Source organism: Salinisphaera sp. SPP-AMP-43 (genome assembly GCF_049568105.1).
In the GTDB taxonomy this organism is placed as follows: domain Bacteria; phylum Pseudomonadota; class Gammaproteobacteria; order Nevskiales; family Salinisphaeraceae; genus Salinisphaera.
The window spans coordinates 133319-157802 of sequence record NZ_CP145335.1; the positions used below are offsets into that span (position 1 = coordinate 133319).

Sequence of the window (24484 nt, forward strand, 5' to 3'; positions counted from 1 at the left end):
GTCGGCAGTCGCTTCGGAGAGAATCTATGTGCGGTATCGTCGGTGCCAGTGCACAACGTAACGTTGCCCCGATCTTGCTCGAAGGGCTGCGACGGCTGGAGTATCGCGGCTATGACTCGGCCGGTATGGCGCTGGTCGATCAAGGCCGCCTCAAGCGCACCCGCGCGGTCGGCAAAGTCCAGGCGCTGGCCGATGAGCTCAGCGACCACAACCCGGGCACGCTGGGCATCGCCCATACCCGCTGGGCTACCCATGGCGGCGTGAACAAGACCAACGCCCATCCGCATACCTCGAACGATCGGATCGCGGTGGTACACAACGGCATCATCGAAAACCACGAGGCGCTGCGCAAGCGTCTCATCGATTCCGGTTACCGCTTCGATTCCGAAACCGATACCGAGGTCGTAGCCCATCTGATCGACAGCTATCGCGCCGAGTCGGCCGATCTGGCTGAGGCCGTGCGCCGAGCCGTTAGCGAACTGCATGGTGCCTATGCGCTCGCGGTAGTCTGCACGGACGATCCGGAAACGCTGGTCGCCACGCGTAGCGGCTCGCCGCTGGTGCTCGGCGTCGGCATCGGCGAGCATTTCGTGGCCTCCGATGTCGCCGCGCTGTTGCCGGTCACGCGTCGCTTCGTCTATCTCGAAGAAGGCGACATGGTCTCACTCACCCCGCGCGGGTTCGAGGTGACGGATACTGATGGCCAGCCGCAGGAGCGGCCGGTTCAGGAATCCGGGCTGTCGCTGGATGCCACCGAAAAAGGCAGCTACCGGCACTTCATGCTCAAGGAAATCCATGAGCAGCCGCGGGCCCTGGCCGATACCTGGCAGGGTCGTCTGTCGGATACCGGCGTGCTGACATCCAGCCTGGGCCCCCAGGCCGATGAGCTGCTCGGACAGATCGAGGCCGTGCATATCGTGGCCTGTGGTACCAGCCATCATGCCGGGCTGGTAGCGCGCTACTGGATCGAGGCCGAGGCGCGGATTCCCTGCAACGTCGAACTGGCCAGCGAATACCGCTATCGCGATCCCGTGGTGCCGCGTAACTGCCTGTTCATTACGCTCAGCCAGTCCGGGGAAACGGCCGATACCTTGGCGGCGCTACGCTATGCGCGATCGCTGCCGGAAGGCCAGGGCTATCTTGCGACCCTGGCGATCTGCAACAAGCCTGAAACCTCGCTGACCCGCGAATCCGACCTGATCATGATGACCCGGGCCGGCCCGGAAATCGGGGTCGCATCGACCAAGGCCTTTACTACCCAGCTGATGTGTCTACGGCTGCTGGCTGGCATGCTCGGCCGCGAACGCGGTGATGGCCATGCCCTGTCGCGGGATATCCGCGATGTCGAAGCCGCTGTAACGCGCGTTCTGGAACTCGATGAGGCCATTGCGCACCTGGCCGAACAGTTCGTGGACAAGCAGCATGCTCTGTTTCTCGGACGCGGGCCGATGTATCCGATCGCCATGGAAGGCGCGCTCAAGCTCAAGGAGATTTCCTATCTCCACGCCGAGGCCTATGCCGCTGGCGAACTCAAGCACGGCCCGCTCGCCCTAGTCGACGAAGACATGCCGGTGATCGCAGTTGCGCCGAACAACGAATGGCTGGAAAAGGTCAAATCCAACCTGCAGGAAGTCCGGGCCCGCGGCGGCGCACTGTATATCTTCGCCGATGAAGACTCGGGCCTAGACACCGGGGCCGGTATTACCGTGCTGGATATGCCGCACGTCGCCGATGCCTTGGCACCGATTGCCTATACGATCCCGCTGCAACTGTTGGCCTACCACGTCGCCGTGGCCAAGGGTACGGACGTCGACCAGCCCAGAAACCTGGCAAAGAGTGTCACAGTTGAATAAAAAAGCCGGCATAGGACTTTTTAGACTCTGAAAGGCAATAATATAGCCTGGTGCAAAACCGAGTCTAAGCTTGTGCTTTGGATAGACATTGAATTTCTCGATAATTCTTAAGGTTTATCGCAGAGGTTTCCTATCACTAACTGGCCATAGCGGATATCGAAATTAGGCGTGTTTTGAAAGGTGCTACGGGTCGTTGGGATCGTATGGTGTCTTGGATTAGTTTGAGGTCTTTGACAATTCAAGCGACACGAGCCAGATCGTCGCTTACCGAATCCCTGACCGTGCAAAGAGGTCGAGTGAGATAGCTCACGCTTTGTATGCAGCTAGGGGCGATCGGGTTAACGGGGCTTTGCTCGAACGCAGATGCGGACTGGCCCTTAATCAGAGTACTTGCATCGGCCATTGTCGGCCAGAATCCGTCGCACGGCACTTCGGTCTTAGATGCGAAGCGATAGCCAAAATGGTTGCCTGAGACACATCCTTTGGTATTGAAAGCCGTTGTCTTGGTGCACGTACACTTTCGACTCTTTAAGCATTGACTATTTTTCGCTCTACTCTAGTAGCCGCCAACCATCGTCTTCGCTTCTCTTGAGAGGCTGAGTTGGAATATCGGTTGGCCGATGACTAGGGCTCTATAGTCGTGCGTGAAGCGTTGCTCTGTTGGCGTTATTTTTCGGTGGAATGCGGTATTGGCTGGCGCTGTTCATCTATAGCTCACAATGGGTTGTGAGTATGTTTGATGCGATGTTCCCGGCATTTGTAATGGCGGAGCAGACTCGATGTATGCGCCGCCAATAGTTGCCGCCGACGTTGCAAGGACGCTACGCACAGATTTTTAAGTTCGGAACGTGAATCCTGCGCGAATGCGCAAGGCCGGTTGATTAGCTAGTTCAAGCCGAATGGGTAGACTGACCAGCATCGGAAATGGCTATTGTTTGTTCCAAGCTGATGAGAACAAACTGCCGCGATAGGCTTAATAACGTCTCGCTAAGAACCGGTAAGCGATTCCAGCAAGATATCTATGTCAACATAGCCGTACTATAGAGATAATCTCGAACCACAGCGAGGTTAAGTGGCAACTCTGATCAGTTGGCTGGCCAGTTTCCACAAACGTTTTGCATTGGATTGATCAAGCGCATAGCACGCCACGCCATTAGGCAAACTATCCGAACGCTCCGCAACCGGCAAAGCCTCGTTGCAGTGATCGAAATACCGACCAGTCACGCCATCTAGCAAGGGCGAAGCAGCCAGCAGGACCGAGGTCGATGCGCCCTGCTGCGGTGTCTTGCGTAGGTGCTCTGGAGTCCTCAGGCCGCCCGTATGCCGCTGCAGACTGGTTGCTATAGCGCCGGGGTTGAGAGCGTTTGAAGCAATGCCGTCATCCGACCAACGTAGAGCAATACCTACTGAAAGCAATATGCAGGCAGTCTTTGATTGTGCGTAGGCAAGCAGTGGATCATAGGGAATGAATCGGAAGTGTGGGTCATCCCAGAAAATGGGGCCGAACAAGCTCCCCGTAGAGCTAACCGAGACAACGCGGGCTCCTTGCGCATTCGCCAGATGGGGACGCAGCCCCCTAGTCAGAGCGAAATGTCCAAGATAATTTGTGGCGAATTGCATCTCACAGCCTTGAGCCGAGCGTTCTAGCTCCGGCAGGGCCATGATTCCGGCATTATTAATTAGGGCGTGAATTGGTCTGTTCCAAGCTTCGACAAAGCGGCGCACTGATTGCAAGTCGCTAAGATTGAGTGGCTGTACGAAGATGCGTGGGTTGCCGGTTTCCCGACGAAGCGTACGAGCAGCCTCTTCAGCGGCCTTAGGGCGTCGTGCTGCAATCGTCACAGCAGCTCCTGCCGTTGCCAAAGCTCGAGTGGTTTCTATGCCAATGCCGCTTGCACCACCGGTGACTATTATCGTCTTCCCGGTCAGGTCGATGTCTGCGAGCACCTCACTGGCAGTGCTGGAAAAGCTGAAGCGTGTTTGGATAGATATATTTGCCATTAACGCCGGATTAGTTGTAGCAGATATGGTGTTATGCCAATCCAAAACCACCATCAACAGTGATGATTTGGCCGGTCACCCAGCATGCAGCGGGCTCGGCCAGCGATACGATCCAACGCGCCACTTCCGCCGGTTCACCTCGTCGTCGTAAAGGAACATCCAGTCGTTCTTTATCTCTGACTTCCGAGGCTGCTTGACTAGAGAGTCCCATCATCCCGGTCAACGCTCCAGTATTGGTTGGTCCAGGAGCAACTGCGTTGACACGGATTTTTAGCGGCGCCAGTTCCAAGGCCCAGCAGCGGGTCAGATGTTCCAGAGCGGCTTTACTCGCAGCGTAGTGTGCAAGACTGGCTGTGGCCCGCTGTCCTAGAGTACTAGAGACATTAATGATGGCACCTTTCGTTGCTGTCAGGTGTGGCAGCGCAGCTCGCGCATGAAGGCTCGGGCCCAGAACATTGCCAGCGAAGACGGCGGTAATCCGGTCTGTAGTTGTCTCTATCAGTGGCATGATGTCGCCTGCGCCAGCATTGTTCACCAGCACGTCTAGCCGGCCCCACAGAGTAATCGCTCTGTCTATCGTACGGTCGGCATCTTCGGCTTTGGTTGCGTCGGCCACCAGAGTTGAAATCCGATCATCATTAGATGCCAACTCCTTGAGAGGCGCATGACGTCGCCCTGTAACCAGCACATGGGCCCCATGCTCGGCGAATTGTCTTGCAGCGGCCAAACCGATGCCAGAGCTGCCACCCGTAATAATAACGACCTTTGTATTCAAGAAATCTGTTGGATACGTCATGGCCAGATCTCGACAAGAATGACGCGGGCAAAAGTAATGCAGGGGACGTTTTTATAGACACAAGGCAACCGGATCACTCATCGGAAAAGTTATATCTGCGGCTTCATCGGAATCTTTCGCTACCCGACCAGATCCTGATATTGGTTTTTTCCTGCGCTAGAGCTAACAACCGAACTATCGAGCCTGTGTAGGCTCGGAACGTAAAAGCTGCTGTCTGAGGTGGCGTCTCAAACGGTTTGTTTGCGATCGGCTTTATGTTGCAACCTGAAGCCGATTGCCAGCCGGTTCCAAGCGTTAATAATAGCGATTCCGATCGACAGTGCGATCAGCTCCTCGTTAGTGAAAAAACGGTTGACCGCATCGTAAGCTTCGTCGGGCGCGTGGGTTTCAGCAATCAAAGTAAGGGTTTCCGCCCATGCCAGTGCAGCGCGTTCCTGCGCCGAATAAAGACGAGACTCGCGCCAGGCGCTCAGGAGCAGCAAACGGTCTTCTGTTTCACCCAATTCCAGGGCGGCCTGTCGATGCATATGAAGACAGTAGGCACACCCATTCAGCTGCGATACTCGTACTTTTACGAGCTCTATAAGCTTCGAATCAATCTTTTCGGCGAGCCATTTTTCGGTGGCAATCAAGCCGTCGATTCCTCCATTTTTTTGACTGAAGAGGTTTATACGGTCAGACATGATGCAATCTCCGATATCGTCGCACTTCTTATAGATCCAGACTCGGACAACTCAGCTTTTTATAAAGGTAAGTAGATCCTCGTTGACACGATCTTGATGCGTTGCCGTCAGACCGTGCGGCGCCCCTGGGTAGTAGATTTCGGTTGCGTCGCTGATGAGTTCAGCAGACTTCCTAGCGGAATCGTGCACCGGCACGATCTGATCGTCTTCGCCATGCAATACCAGCGTGGGCACATCGATTTTCTTCAGATCGCCAGTGAAGTCTGTCTCTGAAAAAGCCTTAATCGACTCATAAGCGTTATGTCTTCCGGCTTGCATGCTCCATAGCCAGAACTGCTCGAGAATACCCTGAGAGACAGTGGCTCCCTCACGGTTTGCACCATAGAAGGCGATTGCAAGATCTCGATAATACTGGGAGCTATCACCGGCGACACCGGCTCGAATCTCGTCAAAAACCTCCAACGGAAGTCCTTCTGGATTATCTTTTGTTTTCAGCATAATGGGAGGCACGGCAGCAACAAGAACCGCCTTTTTGACGCGTGACGTACCGTGCCGACCAATATAGCGTGCGACTTCGCCCCCGCCCGTTGAGTGACCAATCATGGTGGCTTCTTGAAGATCAAGATTTTCCATTACAGCCGCAAGATCGTCGGCATAACCATCCATGTCGTTATGATTAAAAGCTTGCTCAGAGCGTCCGTGACCGCGGCGATCAACGGCGACGCAGCGATAGCCCTGATGCACCAAGAAAAGCATCTGTGGATCCCAAGCATCGGAGTTGAGCGGCCAACCATGTGAAAAAGTAACTACTGGACCGACACCCCAATCTTTATAAAAAATCTGCGTGCCATCGAAGCTTTTTACGGTTCCCATAGCCATGACTCCTTGACTTGGTGTGAATCGAGTGCTTTGCTTCTGTGTACCTGAGTGGCCGAATGTTGTAACCGGCACATTAAAAGCGAGCCCGGCTAAAAGCCCTCCGAGTAACACTTTCCGGCGCGAGGCATGTACGGCGGGTAGACGGGTGTTACGCATGTCTGAGCTCCTCGAGGCGATTCGATAGCTGGTCTTGGCTGATGGGTCATGTGAAGGCTAGTAGGCGCCATCAGAGCGACGCGAAAGCTTTTTGTCGCTGAGTTTTATGTCGTTATTTTGGCCATATCGGCATCATGCCCCGACATCTTCGGGATTGCTTCCAAATACTCTGGGTTTTTGCATGTATTTAGATTGAACATTCATCGGGAAAACATCGCCGGAGTCGGGCTAGAGGGGCGGGTTTGTCACCCTCGAAGAACGACTGTACGAACTTGACTAGAAGCCAGCACTCGATGTCGGGCCAAAGAGAGAAAGCCAAGTGCCATTCGTATTCGAAAACTATCTACTCGATATCGAACGGCGGGAGTTGCTTCGGGAATCGGAAGCAGTGGCGGTCGGGCCGCAGGTTTTCGATCTTCTTGTCTACCTAATAGAAAATCGTGAACGTGTCGTCAGCACGGAAAATCTGCTACAGGCGGTATGGGGCCAACGAATCGTCTCGGAATCGACTTTGGCCAGCTACATCAGCGCCGCACGCAGCGCGATCGATGACAATGGTCGCGAGCAGCGCCTGATTCGGACCGTGGCCCGCAAGGGCTTCAGATTTATTGGGCAAGTAAAGGCGACCTCAACGCTGCGGGATGACTCTCTGTCTCCAAGTTTTACAAAAACCGGCCGCTTGTCGGATAACCACGATAGAGCCCGTCTTTCTCTTCCCAGCAAACCCTCCCTCGCTGTTCTACCCTTCGTGAATCTGAGTGGAGACCGCGAACAGGAGTATTTTGCGGACGGCGTAGTGGAAGATATAACCACTGCTCTGTCGCGCATTCGTTGGCTATTCGTGATTGCGCGAAACTCAAGCTTTACCTACAAGGGGAAAGTAGTAGACGTCAAGCAGATAGGGCGTAAGCTTGGGGTACGGTATGTGCTGGAGGGCAGTGTTCGTAGAGTATCGAAGCGTGTGCGTATCACCGGCCAACTCATCGATGCGAGCACCGGCGTTCATCTCTGGGCAAACCGGTTCGAAAGCACTTGGGCCCATCTTTTCGAAATACAGGATGAAATAACCGAAAGCGTTGTAGGTGCTCTCGTACCTCAGCTCGAGCAAGCTGAGATCGAAAGGGCGAAACGCAAGTCAACCGATAGCCTCGATGCCTATGATTATTATCTGCAGGGTCGAGCTAGCGTGAACCGCGGCACGAAAGAAGATATAGATAATGGCCTGCCTATGTTTCGCAAGGCTATTGAACTCGATCCGGAGTTTGCATCGGCCTATGCTATGGCTGCTTGGTGCATCGTCTGGCGTAAGATCAACCGCTGGATAGTCGACCGCCCGCGAGAAATCGCTGAAGGCACGTATCTCACTCGTAAAGCCATTGAACTCGGTAAGAACGATGCGGTTGCTCTGACTCGAGCCGGTTCTGCGCTTGCCCACTTCGAAGGTGATCTGGACGGGAGCATAGCGTTGCTCGACAGGGCACTTGCCTTAGACCCAAATCTAGCAGCGTGTTGGTTTTTAAGTGGTTTTCTGCGAGTAGAACGGGGCGAGCCGGAAGAGGCCATTGATTATTTTCAACGTGCCATGCGTCTCAGTCCGTTGGACCCAGAGATGTTTAGAATGCAGGCAGGCATGGCGCTTGCACATCTTTTTGCTAAGCATTTCGATACTGCCTCGGTCTGGGCAGAAAAAGCTTATCGAGACTGGCCGAATTTTCTGCTCGCAATCGTGATTGTTGCTGCGAGCCATGCATTGGCTGGACACATGGCGCAGGCACGCCAAGCTTTGCATCATTTACGCCGGCTCGACCCTGAGCTGTGTATTGCGAGCTTGGAAGAGTGGATTCCTATTCGTCGCTCGGAAGATTCTGACATTCTGGCTCAAGGTTTACGCAAAGCAGGATTACCGGAGCGCACTCCTGTTTGAAATTTGTGGTACCGACCGTCGAATTGAATCAGTCGAGTATACAGTCGAGAAATATGATATCTAGCAGCTATTGGCGATGCTCGGCGCAGTCGTTTCAAGATTAGTTAAAGTTTCAATATATATTGTCCGTAAGTCCAAACTTGAGGCCGGTGTTAGATATTTTCTGGATTTATAGCGAGTAGCGCGACATAGTCAGCAACTATAAATAATTAAAAGCCAATTTTTTTAATAGAGGTTGGTGAATTTTATTAAGTCGTTTCGGCCAAGCGGCATAAGTTAGGTTTGACTTTTATTTTGTACTATAAAATTAACTTTAAATTAGAATTAAATGCAGCGATTATTTTATTAAAAAGGTCCAGTTCGCGTGCCTTGATAGTGTTAGTTGGCATGTAATTCTGGAAAGCTGGTGGACTATCTTGGAGATTGAAATCACAACGTAGTTGAGATGTAGAGCAGCACAATGGCTGAAGTGGCAACGCCGCATGGCGCGTTCAGCGCCAGCTTTCTCAGAACATCAGCGAATTCATTGCCTGCGACAGATATTTGCGCTGTGAGTAGGGTGTTGCCCACATCCGGTCGGTCAATTAGCCATGTCGCGATCCAGTAGACACGCAATAAATGCGCGGAGGGCCGGCGGTACATGGCGACGGCTCGTGTAATACAGATACAGGCCGGGCATCGTCAGCGACCAGTCGACTAGGACGCGTTTGAGCGCGCCACTTTCTAATGCAGCTGAAATCCCATCGTCGTTATACGCATAGACAATACCCAGCCCCTGCAGCGCGGCCGGCACGCTGATGTCTTGGTGATTAGAGACAATCGGGCCGGCAACCATGACGGTCATGCGTTCGCTGGCATTTTCGAACTCCCATTCGGCTATTTTTCCACTCCCGGGAAACCGCCAGTTGATACAGGCGTGATGCTGAAGGTCAGCAGGGGTTTGGGGGGCACCGAATCGATCGAGATAATCGGGAGAGGCGACCGCGAGTAGTTTTATATCGGCTGTGAGCCGAACCGCGATCATGTCATCTTGCAGCCGACCGCCGACGCGGATGCCGGCATCGAACCGGCCGCTTACAATATCGCTCAGGCCATCATCGATCACGATATCGAGCACGACATCGGGACACATCGCATGGAAACGCCCGAGCCGCGGCGCGATAATCTTTTTCGCCGCCATACTGAGGGTGTTGATCCGAAGCGTGCCTGAAACGCGGGCGGCCGAGCCGACGGCCTCGGCCACGGCGTCATTCATTTCACCGAACAACGGGGCAATGCGCTCGTATAGACGCTGCCCGGCCTGCGTGGGCGCAACGCTCCGCGTCGTTCGGTTGAGCAGGCGTACATCGAGACGCGACTCGAGCTGCCGAATGATCTGACTGAGTGCCGATCGCGAGACACCCAGATGATCGGCGGCGCGCGCAAAGCTTGCCCGCTCGACTACCGCCAAAAACGCTTTCAACTCGGCGAATTCGGAGCCACGCATTATGCGCTGATTGCTACATAAGGTCGTTAGATCATAGGCCATTCTCTTGCCGGTACAAGCAGGCGATGCTCGTGCTATCAGCGCAACAGGAGTCATCCGATGAGCCGAGTGAGCCTACCCGAGCCTATAGCTGCGTATTTCGAAGCGGACCGTCAGAATGGTCCTGCGGTGGCACGCTGTTTTACGAACAATGGCGTGGTTGTTGATGAAGGACAAATCCATTCTGGCCTGGCTGCGATCGAGACCTGGAAGACAAAGACGTCTGCCCAAACGCCTTATATTTGCGAACCGATCTTGTTTGAACTGCAGGGCCGAAAGCGAGTTGTGACCGGGTTAGTCGCGGGCAACTTCCCGGGCAGCCCGATCTTGCTGCGATATATCTTTGTACTCGAACGCGGCCAGATTGCTTCGCTGGAGATCACGCCATGAGCTTTGATCTTCGCATAGCAGGACAGCGCGCTTTGGTCACCGGTGGTGTTCGCGGCGTGGGTGCGGCAGTCGTGCAGGCTTTGGTCGAAGCCAATGTGCGCGTGATGGCGGTCGCTCGCTCGAGTCCAACACAGGCAGTCGATAGTGTGCGCTACATCAGCGCCGATCTGTCGACTGCGGAAGGCGCGAACCAGACGGCACAACAAGCGCAGGCATATTTCGGCGGCGTGGATATCCTGGTCAACGTCGTGGGCGGGTCGAGCGCGCCTTCCGGCGGCTTCGCGGTATTGGATGATGCCGAGTGGGCAAAAGAGCTCGATCTGAACCTCATGGCTGCTGTCCGACTCGATCGCGTTTTATTACCCGCAATGATCGCGCAACGGGCCGGCGTCGTAGTGCACGTGACCTCGATACAGCGGGTTCTGCCTTTGCCGGAGGCGACGATCGCCTACGCTGCCGCCAAGGCTGCGTTGTCTACGTACAGCAAGGCGTTATCTAAGGAGGTGACGCCCCACGGCGTTCGCGTTGTACGCGTGTCCCCTGGCTGGGTCGAGACCGAGGCTGCGGTCGCCCTCGTCGAGCGGATCGCCCGCCAAGCAGAGACGGACTATGAAGGTGGCAAGCAACTCATCATGGATGGGCTAGGCGGTATCCCGCTGGGGCGACCAGCCAAACCCTGCGAAGTCGCTGATCTGATCGCGTTTCTGGTGTCGCCGCGCGCGGCTTCCATCACGGGCGCCGAGTACGCGATAGACGGCGGTACGGTACCCACGGTCTGAACAGATCATACTGGAAGCTACCGCCCGATGTGCCCGCGATGGCGTCGCGAACCTATCGTTGCGTTCTGCGTCGGTCTTTGGGCGTGGACCGCGGGAGAGTGTATGCCATGCCCGGTCATAGCCACAGCGCTCGAAGTCACACGCGGGTACTTGCTGGGATACATACCCTTGCCGAGTCTCTGGACTTGCCAAGCGCGCCTATGCTGGAAACCAGCAAAACATGCCAGTCGGGGATGACGTTCATCGAACTGGCTTCTCAGCGGCCCAACGCCGGAATGACCGAGCCGATTCGTGACGAGGCATTCCTGATCGCGCTTCAACTTCAGCCCTGTGCGGATTTCGACCTGTACGCCGACGGTCGCTTGATTCGCCCTCGTGGATTCGCTGCCGGCTCGGTCGCCCTGTTTGATCTTCGAGCCAACCTGGCAATGGATCGTCGAGATCCGTTTCACGCCATCGACCTTTATATTCCCCGCAGAGCGCTCAATGCGCTCGCCGACGATGCGAACACGTTTTGGGTGGATGAGCTGCGTCATGAACCCGGCAGGGCCTTGGCCGACCCCGTCGCACGGCATCTTCTGTTGGCGGCGCGTCCGGCGTTGTCCGCGCAACAGGGTGCAAGCGCGCTCTTTATCGATCAGATTGCGATGGCGCTTGCGACGCATGTGGCGCATACGTATGGCAGTATGCGCACCCGGCCGGAAGTGAAAACCGGCGCGCTGGCCCGCTGGCAGGAGCGGCGGGCTAGAGAGCTTATTGCTGCGAATCTGGCAGGCAACCTCACGCTTGCCGACTTGGCCAGCGCGTGCGAGCTGTCGATCCGGCATTTCACGCGTGCGTTTCGCCAGTCGACTGGCATGTCGCCGCATGCGTGGCTGCTGCAGCTTCGCGTGGAAAAAGCAAAGAATCTACTGGCCACTTCTCGTCATATGCTGGCCGAAATCGCTCTCGATTGTGGTTTCTCGGATCAAAGCCATATGACGCGGGTTTTTCAGCGATATCTGGGCGTGACGCCGGCCGAGTGGCGGCGGCTGCAGCAACGCTGAGCGTTAGGGCCGGCTGAGGTGCGGTCCGAGCCACCCATTGAGACTCGCCTATTGCGTCTGGCAAGACGGGCAAGGCCTCGGGCGCCTAACGCGCGATGATGCATTGGCAAACCGGCAAGGTCGCTTTGTCGCTGAAATCCAATACGCCGCTATTGGGGGTAAGACGCTTGTTGACGACGGCTCGCACGAAATCTCAATACGTATTACACAAGCTTGTCCCAATCGTTCAATGAGCGTCTCTTTCGTTCAAGAGGCATGAGCGAAATGCCGTGATTATTTGCTCTCCGATACACCGCCCAGACGGAGAAGCAAAATGAAAGCAACCAAGGTTCTCAGCGCGGCGCTGCTGGCAGCGAGTACGGCGATCATGCCGGTTCAATCGGCATCACTGGCCGTGTCGCAAGACGCCCATCCGGTACCCAATGTTGTTTTGGTACACGGCGCCTTTGCAGACGGCTCTGGCTGGCGCGGCGTCTACAACGAACTGACACAGCGTCGGTACCGCGTCACCATCGTGCAGAACCCGCTCACCAGCCTGGCCGACGACGTAGCGGCCACCCAACGCGTGCTCGACCGTCAGGACGGCCCGACCATCCTCGTCGGCCATTCCTGGGGTGGCAGCGTGATCACCGAGGCCGGCATTCATTCGAATGTCGTCGGACTGGTGTATGTCTCTGCGCTCGCGCCCGACGTGGGCGAGTCGACAGCCCAGCAGTATCAAGGGTTCGCAACACCGCCCGAGTTTGTCATCGATACCCAGAAAGACGGGTTCGGCTTTCTGAGCCTTGAAAAATTCAAGGCGGCCTTTGCGCATGATGTCAGCGACCAAGAGATTCCCTTTCTGCGCGATTCTCAGGTGCCGATCGATACGGCAGCCTTCGAGACCAAACTGACAGCAGCGGCTTGGCGGACCAAGCCGAGTTGGGCCGTGATCGCAACAGAAGACAGGGCGTTCGACCAGGCCATGCTGATCTATATGGCACAGCGCATCGGTGCCAACATCACCCAAGTCTCTGCTAGCCACTCGGTGTTCATGACCCAGCCGAAAGTGGTGGCGGATACGATCGAGCGGGCTGCGAAAGAGACCGCGCGGACGATCGGACAGCAGTAGTGCAGCAGGAGGCGACTGCGATGTCGATATCTTCCGATCGAGTACTGGTATTTGGCAATACCGGAGCGACGCTTCTTGGGCATTACGACTTCATTGTGTGCGGCGCCGGTGCGGCCGGTTGCGCTTTGGCAGGGCGGCTGGCAGAAAACTCGGCCATCAGCGTTTTACTGATCGAAGCCGGCGGACGCGAAGACGTGCCGGAAGTGCTCGAACCCGGCCGGTGGCCCCTCAATCTCGAATCCGATCGCGACTGGGGCTTCGTGGCACAACCGAATCCGCATCTCAACCAACGCTCGATTCCGCTCAACATGGGCAAGGTTCTTGGGGGCGGCTCCAGTATCAATGTCATGGTGTGGGCACGCGGCCACCAGAACGATTGGGAACATTTCGCCAAGGAGGCGAGCGATGCGCGCTGGGGATACCGTTCGGTGCTGGAGATCTATCGTCGCATCGAAGATTGGCAGGGAGCGCGGGACCCTGGCCGACGCGGTGCCGGTGGGCCGGTGCATGTCGAGCCGGCCCGCAACCCGCAACCGGTCGCGACGACTATGATCGACGCCGCACGTTCGCTTGGCATCCCTGCGTTTGCAAGCCCTAATGGATCGATGATGGAAGCCCGCGGTGGCGTTGCGATCAGCGAGCTGACGGTCAAGGACGGACGGCGCACTTCCATGTTTCGATCCTATGTTCTCCCGAAAATGGACCAGCCCAACCTCACGGTTCTAGTCCATACCCGGGTCAGCAAGCTGGTGCTGAGAGGCAGCACCGTCATCGGCGTAGAAGTCATTCAGGGGGCGAAGCGCTCGCGAATCATGGCGGATCGCGAAGTCGTGCTGTCGATGGGCGCCATCAATACACCCCGGGTATTGATGCAGTCCGGTATCGGTCCGGCAGAGGAGCTACGCCCGCACCGGATTCGCATGGTCGAGCATCTGCCAGGTGTGGGCCGCAATCATCAAGACCACGTGTCGTTCGGCTGTATCTTCGAGTCGAATGAACGATCGCTGGTGAGCAACGGTGGATCCGAGGCCACGCTCTATTGGAAGACCGATCCGCGGCTCGATGCTCCGGATGTCTTTCATTGCCAGCTCGAATTTCCCGTGGCCACCCCCGAAACCCGTGGGCGAGGCCTACCCGAACACGGTTGGATGGTTTTCGCCGGGCTATCGCATCCCAAAAGCCGTGGTTCGCTTCACCTCACCGGCGCCAAAGCCAACGATCCACTTCGTATTGAAGCCAACACGCTATCGCATCCCGACGACATGCGCAGTGCCCTAGCCACTATCGAGCTTGCGAGAGAGACGGGACATGCGCCAGCGTTCAAGCGTTTGCTAAAGCGCGAAGCGATGCCAGGCCAACTCGCCCGGTCCGAGATGGAAAATTACATCCGCGACTCGGCAGTCACGTTTTGGCACCAGGCATGTACGGCCAAAATGGGCACCGACGCCATGTCCGTCGTAAGCAGCGACTTACGGGTTTATGGCATGGATCGATTGAGAATTGCCGACTCTTCGATCATGCCCAGCCTACCCAGCGGTAATACCATGGCGCCTTGCGTGGTCATTGGAGAGCAGGCGGCGGCCATGCTCAAGGCGGATCATCGGATCTAGCCTGAAATGTTGCTTGGGGCTGTTGAGGTTGCGCAGGAGTCCGCACCAAGCGCTCCTGACAATCGGCTATCAGCGGCAAGACGAGGCATAGCGCGCGCCATCGTTTCTACGGCCAATATATGGCCCGCGGTATGCGATACGCATATGAATAGGCAGGCGCCGTATTCTGATCGGCGTACCTATGCCAAGAGCGGCGGTCGGCACGTCGCGGCAACTCGGCTCGAAAAACAGCCGCCGACGATTCCGGACCCGCGATGCAGCATAGAAACGTGGCGGGCATGGCCAGGCCGGTCTACTGCAGGGTCTCGGGAGCCAGCATGGGCTGGTCTCGCTTTGGACAGAGGCAGGCCGCCGCCGGTTCGAACAACACGAAAAGCGTGGTTAGATCGTCTGACCGCCGTCGACGATGAGGGGCGCTTCGACTGTGACGCCGGCGGTTTCCAAGCGCATCCAGAGCGCCTTGCCGACGATTTGGGCCGGATCGCCCGCCGCCCGATTGTCGCCTGGGCGATCGCTTAGGTGGCATCGCCGTGCAGGTCGATCATGGCCGCTTGGGCATAGGCTGCTGTGAAGGGGGGGCGGGCTGGCTTTGCAAGTGCTGCTGGCTGCGCCCGTGAGTGGCTCTCGTTATCGTACGGCGAAGCCATGGCCTCAAATGCCGGACCAGGGCAGGCGTTTCGATCGATGTCGCGCCCGAACCGCTGGCCTGACTTTCTGGGGCAGCGGCGCGTTCTCCCGACCAGCTGGTGGGCCAGGTCGCGCGTGGCCTCACGGCTTCTGGAGACGTGGTTGTGTGTTCGTCTGTCATTCTTGCCGGATCCGATGCGTTGGCTGCAGTTCGGCCTTACAACGCGATATCCTCGATTGCGGTTGAGGCCGCGGCCGCCCAGGTCGTGGATAACGCCCATGACAACGATCGACGCGAGAATGCAATCGTGCTCGGCTGTCGAGCGATACCGGCGGCAGGCAGGTGTTGCAAGCCAGGACCGGGCTGACATCGTCCGGTAAGCCAGAGCTTGGCGGCGCTGCTGTGCCGCTGTGCGGCTCCGATCATGCGTCGGGCGCTTGACGGTGTTAGAGCGCCTACAAAACCCGGCTCGAACAGCCACTTTTGGCGATGGTGCGTTGCTAGCGTGCGGCGTGGCAGCCGAGTCTTGCTGCGGCGGGGCCCCGGCGTGGCCGGTTCGTCGCCCATTGGCCAGCGGCGGATTGTTTCAGCGCGATCTTCTCGGCCTGGGCCGTGAAACCGTATAGACGGTGTTGTTCTAGCTCATTTTGATCGACTACGGAATCGTCATGAAACGTATCTTCATTACCGGCAGCACTGATGGCCTCGGGCGGGCGGCTGCCGAAACGCTCATCGACCAGGGCCATGCGGTACTGTTGCATGCCCGCTCGCCGGAACGCGCGGCCGAGATCGACGATCTGGTGGCCCGCTCGGCCGGCGTTGTCAGCGGCGATTTGTCACGCCTCGAAGAGGTCTACGATATCGCCGATGAAATCAACTCGTTGGTCCGGCCGGATGTCATTATCCACAACGCTGGGGTGCTGTCTCTGCCCGATCGCGCGCCGACCCCCGAGGGCCATGCCACCCTTATGGCCGTCAATTTATTGGCGCCCTACATCCTCACTGCTCGTATTCAGCGGCCGAAGCGGCTGATTTATCTATCCAGCAGCATGCAGGCCGGTGGACCGGACCAACTCGACGATCTCGATTGGCAGAAACGAGCCTGGAATACGACCGAGGCCTATTCCGAAAGCAAGCACTATCTGGCAGCTCTGGCGTTGGCGGTCAACGAGCGCTGGTCTGATGTCGCCAGCCATGCGGTCGACCCGGGCTGGATCGCGACCAAGATGGGCGGTGCGAGTGCCCCGGGGGATCTGCAAAGCGGACAACGCACCCAAGTCTGGCTGGCAACCCAGGACGATCCGGCTATCCAGACCGGCGGCTATTGGCGTGACTGCCAACGGCAAAACCCACCGGCTATGGCGGCCGATCACGATTTCCAGAGCCGCCTGTTGGATACGCTGGCCGAGTTGACCGGGGAGCGGCTCTAGCTCAGGCGAGTGATGAAACCCTGGGCAACGCCGTCTGTCTAGAGACTCTCGATCGCATAATTGAATCGCTGTGCTTCGGTGGGACGAGATCCTTAGCCATCAACCGATCGGACAGATCGATAGGCCAGCCCGAGCACATCGTCGCGGCCGCGGTAGGGCTCGGGGGATCGGAATCGAGCGTCGTGCGCAGGCCTGCACTGGCGGTCGATGGTAGGGGAACGGTCTGATCGATCGCCCGGGCCGCGATACGCGCCATCTGCGGGGCCGGCCGGCAGGCGACTCAATTACGGATGCGCTCGACGATCAGTTCGGCGAGCGAGTCGGCGGCCTGGGTCGCGCGCCCGGAGCCGCGATACAGGCGGATATCGATCGATGGCAGCGCCGGCAGGCCGGCCTCGTCAGGCTCGAGGATCTGCAATTCCGGATCGACCATGGTGGGGATGGCGATGGTGACGGCCAGACCGGCCAGGACGGTGGCCCGCAGCGCACCGAAGGCCTGGCTTTCGTAAGCCGAGCGCCAGGGATGCTCAGTTGCATCGAGGGCGGCGGTCGCCGCAGCGCGAAACGAGCAGATATCGCGCGGCCAAGTGGCCAGCGGTAGGGGATCGCGTAAGTGGGCACGTGAGCCCGGGGCCGTTACCCAGACCAGGGGTTCGCGTCGCAGCAGGTCGGCGCCGGTTTCTTTCGATTCCCGAGTTACGATCGCCATGTCGATATCGCCCGCGGCCACTTGCTCGACCAGCGTCACACTGAACTCGGAACGCACTTCTAGCTCGACCTGGGGATGTCGTTCGGCGAACTGGGCGAGGGTTCCCGGCATATACAGGGCAAAATCCGCCGGTAGGCCGAGCCGTACTTTGCCGGCGATTTCGCTATGCGACAGGCGCTGCTGGAGTTCGGAGCTCAGGCGCAGCATCTCGCGTGCATAACCTAAGGTTTCACGTCCTGCCCGAGTCGGCTGTAGGTGACGCGATGTGCGTGCCAGCAGGGCCACGCCGAGCGCGTCTTCCAACCGTTGTAGCTGCATGCTGATCGCCGACTGCGAATAGCTCATCCGCTGGGCGGCAGCCGTAAAGCTGCCGGTTTCGACGATCGCCACGAAACTCTGCAGTGCTTTGAGGTCGAGAACCGGCGTGCGCATTATTTATCAATTTTGTTGATAGGCCGTTCAAAAAATAGCGTTTAAAAGATCGATCCAGCAAGTCCATGGTTGCGCTTGTTCAAGGCTGCGCACGGGTGCGATATGACACGACACAGTTTAGGAAGAGACACCACGCCCGGGGATCGGACGACCGAAATCAAACGGGCCCGCCGTGATCGCAGCGGTGCTGCTGATCGCGGGCACGATCGGCGGCGATCCACTAAGCGCGATCCTGACCGCTCGCTCGCATCCGGCCTGTCGTTCTGCTTCGTGCTGCTGACGATGTACGACACGCTCTATCGCGCTATGTCGCAGGCGTTTGCGCCTGATCGTTCGGGCGGCGGCGCCCGGGCGCACCACGCCAGATGCTATGGCCGCGACATCGAGCCCACGGACTTGGGGAGGCCGCGATGATCATTGATGTCAGACCCAACGGGTCGAACGGGCGTCTTCTCGCACTGAGCATGTTCGTGGTCGCAATGTGGGGGATAACCGCGTGGCTGCGCCAGGTCGCCAGTGAGCTGGCGCCGTTGGAACTGACCGGTTTCGCTATGCTGGCCTCGGCTGCAGCAAGCCGGTTTGGGGCCAATACGCGAGGTGCATTGGCACGTGCGCCGCGGGCCCACCCCTGGTTCGCCTGGCTGTTTGTATCGGGCGGGCTGGCCGGCGGGGCCGGATTTTATTTCGCGGCCCTGGAGTTCGCCCCTGCCGCCCAGGTGGTGGTGGTGACCTATACCTGGCCGCTGCTGTTCGCCTTGGCTAGCGATGTCTACAGCCGGCGTCGGCCCTCGGTGATCACCTTTTTCAGCCTGTTGCTCGGTCTCGCCGGCGTGGTGGTGATGAATGGCGGCGCCGAGATGCCGAGGGGCAGCGCCTGGATCGGCTATGCAGGCGGCCTGCTGGCGGGCTCGAGTTGGGTGGCCTATTCCTTGTTTCTACAGGTCTATGAGCGGCCGATAGCCCAGGATTTTCCGGCGTTTTTTGCCGCAGCCGGTCTGTTGGCCCTGGTTTTGCAATACGGGGTGCACGGCGGGCTGGTGCTGCCTTCGGACTGGCAGACCTATGCGGTCGCGATCGTGCTGGGTGTCGGGCCCTACGGCCTGGGCTTTATCGCCTGGGGGCACGTGGTTCGCAACGGCAATCCGCGTGTCATTCCGGTGCTGCCCTATGCGGTGCCGGCGGTGGCCGCAGTCACCCTCGTGGCCGCAGGAAACACCCAGGCCAGCGTATCGTTGTTTGCCGGCTGCGGCCTGGCTGCCATGGCTTGCGTCAGTGCACTGCGCCAGTGACGGGCGGCGCTGGGCGTTTGACAGGCAAGCCTGCCGCAATCCGCGCGGCAAGCGCTTGTCTCAGGCTAGTTTGTACCGCTCGGCTTCTACCAGACAGCTATTGGCTGCGGAGCCCTGCGATAGCCGGGAGGCCCGTGCGTCCTGGGTGACTGCGTTCGGATTGCCGGCGGTCTCCAGACTCGCTGGGTGAGCCGGCTCCTGTGGGGTATACCAGGCGCCGGTCGGCAATAGCACCACGCCCGGCATCAAAGTCGCCGAGACGGTCACGCCGACCAGGCAGGCGCCGCGGGCATTGAATAGCCGGGCCGTTGCCCCCGGGCTAAGCCCGCGGGCGATAGCGTCTTGTTCGGCGAACACGGCCGCCTCGCGGGCCGCGATTTTATCGCGCTGGCTGGCGCCGACTGCATCGAGCTGGCTATGCAGACGGTTGGCCGGCTGGGGCGAGAGTAGATGCAGCGGATAGGTTTTGGCCTGTTCGCTACCCAGCCACTCGCGGGGCGCGATCCAGCTGGGATGGGGCGGGCAATCGGCATAGTCGAAACCGGCGATCGTTGCCGAGTAAAGCTCGATGCGCCCGGAGGGGGTAGCGAGCGGATTCGTCTCAGGATCGGCTGCGAAATCGGCGAGCAGCGATCTCGAGCACGGCGCTGCCTGGTCTGCGTCTAGGGTATGGATGCCGTGTTCCCGAAAACTGCGGTAGTCGGGCAGTTCGGGAAAACGCTGTCGATAACCGTGATAGAGGTGGGCTAGCCAGTCTTGGGGATCGCGTTGCTCGGTGAATTCGGTAGCCACTCCGAGGTGGTCTGCGATCATCGCACAGATCTGATGGTCGTCGCGGGCTTGACCAAAGGGTTCGTGCACGGCGCGATTGAACACTATCGTCCGGTCCTGACTCGAGACCACGATATCGTCACGCTCGAAGGGTAGCGTCGAGGGCAATACGATATCGGCATGCGCGGCGGTTGCGGTCCAGACCGGCTCGTGCACCACAATCGTTTCCGGCCGTTGCCAGGCCTGGCGCAGACGATTCAGATCCTGATGATGATGGAACGGATTGCCGCCGGCCCAATAGACCATTCGAGTATCCGGCAGTCGCAGTCTCTGGCCGTTGTATTCGAGCTCGCCACCGGGATTAGCCAGCAGATCGGCGATCGCGGCGACCGGAATAAAGTCGGTGACCGAATTGCGGCCCTGATCGACGCCGGGGGCCTTGAGGCGACGCACCGGTTGGCCCACCGAATTGACCGAACCCAGCCCGAAAGCAAAACCGCCGCCGGGGCGGCCGATCTGGCCGCGTAGGGCGGCGAGCGCGATCGCCATCCAGTAGGGCTGCTCGCCGGCGGTGGCTCGTTGTAGCGACCAGCCGAGGTTCAACAGACTGGTCGGCACCCGCAGGGCGGCGATGAATTGCTCGATCCGGGTCTGGCTGGCGCCGGTGATACGTGCGGCCCAGGCCGGCGTTTTGGCGATCCCGTCGGGCTCGCCCATGACATAGGCTGCCAGTGCATCGAAGCCGACCGTCAGACGCTGGATCTGGGCACGATCGATCTCGTCGTTGCAGATGAACGTATAGGCACAAGCCAAAAGCAGCGCAGTATCGGTGTTAGGCCGGATCGCCAGATGTTCGGCATTGGGATGCTCTGGCACATCGGCCCGGTCCGGGCTGACCACGATCAGCCGCAGGCCGCGATCCAGAGCCCGGCCGAGCCATTGTTCGACCGTATGCTGCCCAACTCCGCCGGGGTCGCACTGGGCATTGCTCAAGCGCAGGCCGAAGGCCACCAGGCAATCGGTATGCTCGGCGATCTGGTCCCAGCTCGGTGCGCAGGCGTTGGTATCGGCATAGTCCGGGCCGAGGATATGCGGCAGAAAGGCACTGGCGGTGCCATAGCTATAGCTGTGCCGGCTGGCGGTAAAGCCGCCGGCCAGGTTGAGCAGGCGCTTGATCTGGCTCTGGGCATGATGAAAACGCCCGGCGCTGGCCCAGCCGTAGGAGCCGGCGAAAATTGATCGATTGCCATGGTGGGTTCTGATCCGCTCGATTTCGCTGGCTACCAGCGCAGTCGCGCGATCCCAGTCGACGGCGACGAACGTATCGGCCCCGCGGCGCGCGGCCGGATCACCGGCCAGCCAGCCGCGTCGTACCATCGGCTGTGCGATGCGGCAGCGATGCCGGGCCAGATCGAGATAATCGAGCCCGAAAGGGGTAGGGCGCGGGTCGGCTCCCCAGCCGGCCAGGCGCGGCCCGGCGGGCGTATGCGCAACCCGATACGTGCCGAAATGGGTCGCGAAAAAATGCGCGCTCACGAACGGGCTCCTGTCGATACAGCGAAAACCACGCGCCGAGTATGCCGGGAACCAATCGTGCCTCGCGAATGCGCTCAATCGGTGCCCACTCGGGCGGGCTGCTCGATTCGTCGCGTATCTATGAGAACGCCGCCGCCGGCCAGAGCGATCAGCCCCATCCCGAGCAGCGTCCATCGATTGGGCAGTTCGCCGAACAAGACGAATCCCCAGAACGCTGCAAAGATCAAAAAGCTATAGTCGAAAGTCGCGATCACCTGGGGCCGCGGCGATTGGTAGGCACGGGCCAGACCCAGGCTGATGCCGAGCATCAACAGCGCCAGCACTACGATGATCTGGCCATCCGCGAACGTCATCGGCTGCCAGGCCGACAAGACAAACGGATAGTCTCTCGCCAGGGTCGTTTCTGCGTACTCGAGCGCCAGGCTGGCGCTCAGCCCGCTCAGCAACAGTGTTGTATTGAGCCAGAAGGCAAGCACGGATGCCGGCACATGTTGGCAGCGGGCGCGCGTGATCACGGCGGCTAAGGCATATAGCCCGGCCGCGGCTACGGGCAGCAAGGCCCAGGGTTTGAAACCGGCGGCGGACGGCTGAACCACCAACAGCATGCCGGCGAATCCAATCACAATAGCAGTCCATTGTCGGCCCGTGATCGGTTCGTCCAGCCAGAGTGCCGACAGGCCGACGATGAACAACGGCCCGGTATATAACGAAGCCGCGACCACCGATAGTTGGAGCCAGGGAATGGCGGCATAGATGGCGAGATACATCAGCGTCAGTGCCAGGCTGCGCAACAGAATCCAGGGCAGGGGCCCGGTTCGGAGAGCGCCATGCGCCAGCCCGAGTAGAGCCGGTAGTACCAGGGCCGATCGCAGCACATAAATCTGCCATAGCGTCATATCGGCACTGGCTTTTTTGACGATGGCATCGGCCAAGGCCATGGCAAATACCGTCACCACGATCATGACAACACCCCTCAGGGTGGCAGAGCGTTGGGGCAGCAGTGGGCGCATAGACGTGTTGTGTAAAAGCCGTGAAACCAGCTTTTCAGGGTGCGACCATGTCGTATAGTCGGGTAAGTCGTACTGCAGTGTTTGAAAAAATCGAACAATGAGCCGTGCCGAGCATCGCGCCCAACTGGCAGCGCTCCAGGTCTTCATCACTATCGCCGAGCAGGGTTCGCTGCGCGCAGCGGCCCGGGTGCTCGGAGTCAATCCGCCGGCGGTATCGCATCAGTTGAAGGCGTTCGAAAAGCGTCTCGGCACGCCCTTGTTTCTGCGCACCACGCGATCGCTGACGCTGACCGACGCCGGACAGGCGGTGTACGACAGCAGCGCCCATCTGTTGCATGCGGTCGAAGAAACGCTGGACTCGGTCCGCGATGCCAGCCGGCTGCGCGCAGGGCGGCTGCGCATCACGCTGCCGTATCGGGCCTGGCAGCTGCTCATCGCGCCGCGCATGGCCGCGTTTCAGGCGGCCTATCCGGGCATCGAACTCGACCTGCGCATCGATGAAGCACTCCTAGATCTAACTTCCCATGGGCTGCATGCCGGTATCCGGCTCGGCGATCATCTGCAGGACAATCAGGTCGCAGTGCGGCTGTCGTCGCAGGAGCCGGCGGCCTATGTGGCTACGCCGGCTTATCTGGCGCGCTACGGGATGCCGGCCGAGCCTCGGGATCTACTACACCACCTCTGTATTCGGCATCGCCAGCCGAGTTCGGGGCGAATCGCGGCATGGCGTTTTGTAACCGAGAGCGGCGAGGTCTCGGTCGAGCCAGGCGGTACGCTGATTTTCGATGATCTAAGAACAGTGGTGGCCGCGGCTCGCCAGGGCCTGGGTATCGGCTGGTCCCTCAAACGCGGGGTCCAGGACAGCCTCGATCGTGGCGAACTGGTCCAGTTGCTCACGGCGTTCACGCCTGCACGGCCCGGTTTTTTCCTGTACTACCCGCAGTCGCTGCGCCAGCTTGGGTTGCTGCGGGCCTTCATCGAGCATTTTCGCCAGGAATGAGCCGGGTCAGTCGCCGGTTCCGGCCGGATCGCCCTAGCTTGCTGAATCTCCGGCCCGGGACGGCGCGGGCCAAGACCGGCCGAGCACGCGCTCGATCAGGGGGCGATAAACGGCTGCAGCGGCTCTAAATCCGCCTGGGTCGTCAGCCGCTCGCTCGAAAAAGGACCAGTCCGCTTGTCGATCGGGTTGTCGTTGGGCATTACGGCCAGCCCAAGCTCGCCGGCGACTACGCCAGCAATAGCAACCGGCGATAGAGGCGTTGAGGCTGAGGGCAGGCCGAATCGATCGGTAGGCGATGATTCGTAGCGGCTGGGGCGCGAAGTGGCGGCATTATAAGACGAAATGTCTAATTTTTTAAATAAATGCGTTTGATCACGGAGTATCGAAAATCACAGCGGCGAAAATTTTATCGAAGTTGTAAAAAATCATCCAATGCGAGGCTTAGGCCAAGTTCTAATGGGAGAATAAAAGCTTATAATACAACGAATAGCGCGGTTTTATTCAGAATTTAAGGTCATTTGTGGCAGATATGGTCTTGCATATGGCCATAAACGATATAAAGTAGAAAATATCGGTGGGCAGGCGAGTGTCACGAGGCCGCGTTGCCGGGTTATAAGCCGCGCGCCGCAAAGTATCGTTCCAAACCGGTGGCGGTATTGTCTGATCGCTTATTTCGAATGCTGGCCTTTCCGGCGCCGTGGGAAAGGCTGTTTTCGTTTGGCTGGCCGGCGGCCGCCGAGCGCCAGACGGGCTGGGTAGCCGTCTGGTGCGTCGTCACGAGACACGCCGCCGCACCCGTGGTCCTGCGGCGGCAAGCCAAGGCATCGTGAGCGTGGCGTGGTCTGGCCACGCGAGCGAACGATCACGCCGGAGGGCCCAGCGCCCCGTGGGTGATCCTGCCTATCGCGCCATATGGTGTTGTCGGC

General features: G+C 58.9%; 18 protein-coding genes. 10 read left to right on the forward strand and 8 right to left on the reverse strand.

The features are described 5' to 3' along the window. Nucleotides 1–26: 26 nt before the first annotated feature. Entirely contained in the window at nucleotides 27–1853 is a 1827-nt protein-coding gene (gene glmS / locus V5738_RS00555; protein ID WP_423822444.1) for a glutamine--fructose-6-phosphate transaminase (isomerizing), read from the forward strand. Between the two features lie 1068 nt (nucleotides 1854–2921). On the opposite strand, the gene V5738_RS00560 is transcribed toward glmS, so the two are convergent. The 4 genes from V5738_RS00560 to V5738_RS00575 all read right to left on the reverse strand — a co-directional run bounded on the left by V5738_RS00560 (nucleotide 2922) and on the right by V5738_RS00575 (nucleotide 6368). Continuing rightward, entirely contained in the window at nucleotides 2922–3767 is an 846-nt protein-coding gene (locus tag V5738_RS00560) for an SDR family NAD(P)-dependent oxidoreductase (protein ID WP_423824215.1), read from the reverse strand. A gap of 118 nt (nucleotides 3768–3885) precedes the next feature. Continuing rightward, nucleotides 3886–4650, reverse strand: a complete 765-nt coding sequence (locus V5738_RS00565; protein WP_423822445.1) for an SDR family NAD(P)-dependent oxidoreductase — start codon at nucleotides 4648–4650, stop codon at nucleotides 3886–3888. 227 nt (nucleotides 4651–4877) lie between these two features. Further along, nucleotides 4878–5333: a carboxymuconolactone decarboxylase family protein gene (locus V5738_RS00570; RefSeq protein WP_423822446.1), complete on the reverse strand. Its 456-nt coding sequence runs from the start codon at nucleotides 5331–5333 to the stop codon at nucleotides 4878–4880. A gap of 51 nt (nucleotides 5334–5384) precedes the next feature. Continuing rightward, nucleotides 5385–6368, reverse strand: coding sequence for an alpha/beta fold hydrolase (locus V5738_RS00575; protein WP_423822447.1), 984 nt, complete (start codon nucleotides 6366–6368; stop codon nucleotides 5385–5387). 319 nt (nucleotides 6369–6687) lie between these two features. On the opposite strand from V5738_RS00575, the gene V5738_RS00580 reads away from it, so the two are divergent. Further along, nucleotides 6688–8292 carry a winged helix-turn-helix domain-containing tetratricopeptide repeat protein gene (locus tag V5738_RS00580; protein WP_423822448.1) on the forward strand — a complete coding sequence of 535 codons (1605 nt, stop codon included), beginning with the start codon at nucleotides 6688–6690 and terminating at the stop codon, nucleotides 8290–8292. Between the two features lie 580 nt (nucleotides 8293–8872). Here V5738_RS00580 and V5738_RS00585 read toward each other — a convergent pair. Continuing rightward, nucleotides 8873–9778: a LysR family transcriptional regulator gene (locus V5738_RS00585; protein ID WP_423824216.1), complete on the reverse strand. Its 906-nt coding sequence runs from the start codon at nucleotides 9776–9778 to the stop codon at nucleotides 8873–8875. A 99-nt stretch (nucleotides 9779–9877) separates the two neighbouring features. On the opposite strand from V5738_RS00585, the gene V5738_RS00590 reads away from it, so the two are divergent. The 6 genes from V5738_RS00590 to V5738_RS00615 all read left to right on the forward strand — a co-directional run bounded on the left by V5738_RS00590 (nucleotide 9878) and on the right by V5738_RS00615 (nucleotide 16811). After that, nucleotides 9878–10207, forward strand: a complete 330-nt coding sequence (locus V5738_RS00590; RefSeq protein ID WP_423822449.1) for a nuclear transport factor 2 family protein — start codon at nucleotides 9878–9880, stop codon at nucleotides 10205–10207. Next, entirely contained in the window at nucleotides 10204–10986 is a 783-nt protein-coding gene (locus tag V5738_RS00595) for an SDR family oxidoreductase (RefSeq protein WP_423822450.1), read from the forward strand. Before V5738_RS00590 ends, V5738_RS00595 begins: the two co-directional genes overlap by 4 nt. Before the next feature lie 200 nt (nucleotides 10987–11186). After that, nucleotides 11187–12032 carry a helix-turn-helix domain-containing protein gene (locus tag V5738_RS00600; protein ID WP_423822451.1) on the forward strand — a complete coding sequence of 282 codons (846 nt, stop codon included), beginning with the start codon at nucleotides 11187–11189 and terminating at the stop codon, nucleotides 12030–12032. A 313-nt stretch (nucleotides 12033–12345) separates the two neighbouring features. After that, on the forward strand, nucleotides 12346–13143 hold the full coding sequence (locus V5738_RS00605; protein ID WP_423822452.1) for an alpha/beta fold hydrolase: 798 nt from the start codon (nucleotides 12346–12348) through the stop codon (nucleotides 13141–13143). A 20-nt stretch (nucleotides 13144–13163) separates the two neighbouring features. After that, nucleotides 13164–14753, forward strand: a complete 1590-nt coding sequence (locus V5738_RS00610) for a GMC family oxidoreductase (RefSeq protein ID WP_423822453.1) — start codon at nucleotides 13164–13166, stop codon at nucleotides 14751–14753. A gap of 1296 nt (nucleotides 14754–16049) precedes the next feature. Further along, on the forward strand, nucleotides 16050–16811 hold the full coding sequence (locus tag V5738_RS00615) for an SDR family NAD(P)-dependent oxidoreductase (RefSeq protein WP_423822454.1): 762 nt from the start codon (nucleotides 16050–16052) through the stop codon (nucleotides 16809–16811). Between the two features lie 280 nt (nucleotides 16812–17091). Here the strand turns inward: V5738_RS00615 and V5738_RS00620 are convergent, their stop codons facing one another. Continuing rightward, entirely contained in the window at nucleotides 17092–17952 is an 861-nt protein-coding gene (locus V5738_RS00620) for a LysR family transcriptional regulator (RefSeq protein ID WP_423822455.1), read from the reverse strand. A 410-nt stretch (nucleotides 17953–18362) separates the two neighbouring features. Between V5738_RS00620 and V5738_RS00625 the strand changes: the two genes are divergently transcribed. Next, nucleotides 18363–19241, forward strand: coding sequence for a DMT family transporter (locus tag V5738_RS00625; RefSeq protein ID WP_423822456.1), 879 nt, complete (start codon nucleotides 18363–18365; stop codon nucleotides 19239–19241). A 60-nt stretch (nucleotides 19242–19301) separates the two neighbouring features. Here V5738_RS00625 and V5738_RS00630 read toward each other — a convergent pair whose 3' ends face one another. Together V5738_RS00630 and V5738_RS00635 are read right to left on the reverse strand one after the other, a co-directional pair. Next, entirely contained in the window at nucleotides 19302–21548 is a 2247-nt protein-coding gene (locus V5738_RS00630; protein WP_423822457.1) for a molybdopterin-dependent oxidoreductase, read from the reverse strand. 74 nt (nucleotides 21549–21622) lie between these two features. Then, complete coding sequence (locus V5738_RS00635) at nucleotides 21623–22510, reverse strand: DMT family transporter (protein WP_423822458.1); 888 nt, start codon at nucleotides 22508–22510, stop codon at nucleotides 21623–21625. A 145-nt stretch (nucleotides 22511–22655) separates the two neighbouring features. Between V5738_RS00635 and V5738_RS00640 the strand changes: the two genes are divergently transcribed. Then, nucleotides 22656–23558, forward strand: a complete 903-nt coding sequence (locus V5738_RS00640; RefSeq protein ID WP_423822459.1) for a LysR family transcriptional regulator — start codon at nucleotides 22656–22658, stop codon at nucleotides 23556–23558. Nucleotides 23559–24484: the final 926 nt, after the last annotated feature.

What these genes read in the sequence shown, in the direction of transcription:
- V5738_RS00640 (WP_423822459.1), top strand. Translation starts at nt 22,656, where the DNA reads ATGAGCCGTGCCGAGCATCGCGCCCAACTGGCAGCGCTCCAGGTCTTC.
- V5738_RS00590 (WP_423822449.1), top strand. Translation starts at nt 9,878, where the DNA reads ATGAGCCGAGTGAGCCTACCCGAGCCTATAGCTGCGTATTTCGAAGCG.
- V5738_RS00565 (WP_423822445.1), bottom strand. Translation starts at nt 4,650, where the DNA reads ATGACGTATCCAACAGATTTCTTGAATACAAAGGTCGTTATTATTACG.
- V5738_RS00600 (WP_423822451.1), top strand. Translation starts at nt 11,187, where the DNA reads ATGCTGGAAACCAGCAAAACATGCCAGTCGGGGATGACGTTCATCGAA.
- V5738_RS00605 (WP_423822452.1), top strand. Translation starts at nt 12,346, where the DNA reads ATGAAAGCAACCAAGGTTCTCAGCGCGGCGCTGCTGGCAGCGAGTACG.
- V5738_RS00575 (WP_423822447.1), bottom strand. Translation starts at nt 6,368, where the DNA reads ATGCGTAACACCCGTCTACCCGCCGTACATGCCTCGCGCCGGAAAGTG.
- V5738_RS00595 (WP_423822450.1), top strand. Translation starts at nt 10,204, where the DNA reads ATGAGCTTTGATCTTCGCATAGCAGGACAGCGCGCTTTGGTCACCGGT.
- V5738_RS00620 (WP_423822455.1), bottom strand. Translation starts at nt 17,952, where the DNA reads ATGCGCACGCCGGTTCTCGACCTCAAAGCACTGCAGAGTTTCGTGGCG.
- V5738_RS00585 (WP_423824216.1), bottom strand. Translation starts at nt 9,778, where the DNA reads ATGCGTGGCTCCGAATTCGCCGAGTTGAAAGCGTTTTTGGCGGTAGTC.
- glmS (WP_423822444.1), top strand. Translation starts at nt 27, where the DNA reads ATGTGCGGTATCGTCGGTGCCAGTGCACAACGTAACGTTGCCCCGATC.
- V5738_RS00610 (WP_423822453.1), top strand. Translation starts at nt 13,164, where the DNA reads ATGTCGATATCTTCCGATCGAGTACTGGTATTTGGCAATACCGGAGCG.
- V5738_RS00615 (WP_423822454.1), top strand. Translation starts at nt 16,050, where the DNA reads ATGAAACGTATCTTCATTACCGGCAGCACTGATGGCCTCGGGCGGGCG.
- V5738_RS00570 (WP_423822446.1), bottom strand. Translation starts at nt 5,333, where the DNA reads ATGTCTGACCGTATAAACCTCTTCAGTCAAAAAAATGGAGGAATCGAC.
- V5738_RS00625 (WP_423822456.1), top strand. Translation starts at nt 18,363, where the DNA reads ATGATCATTGATGTCAGACCCAACGGGTCGAACGGGCGTCTTCTCGCA.
- V5738_RS00635 (WP_423822458.1), bottom strand. Translation starts at nt 22,510, where the DNA reads ATGATCGTGGTGACGGTATTTGCCATGGCCTTGGCCGATGCCATCGTC.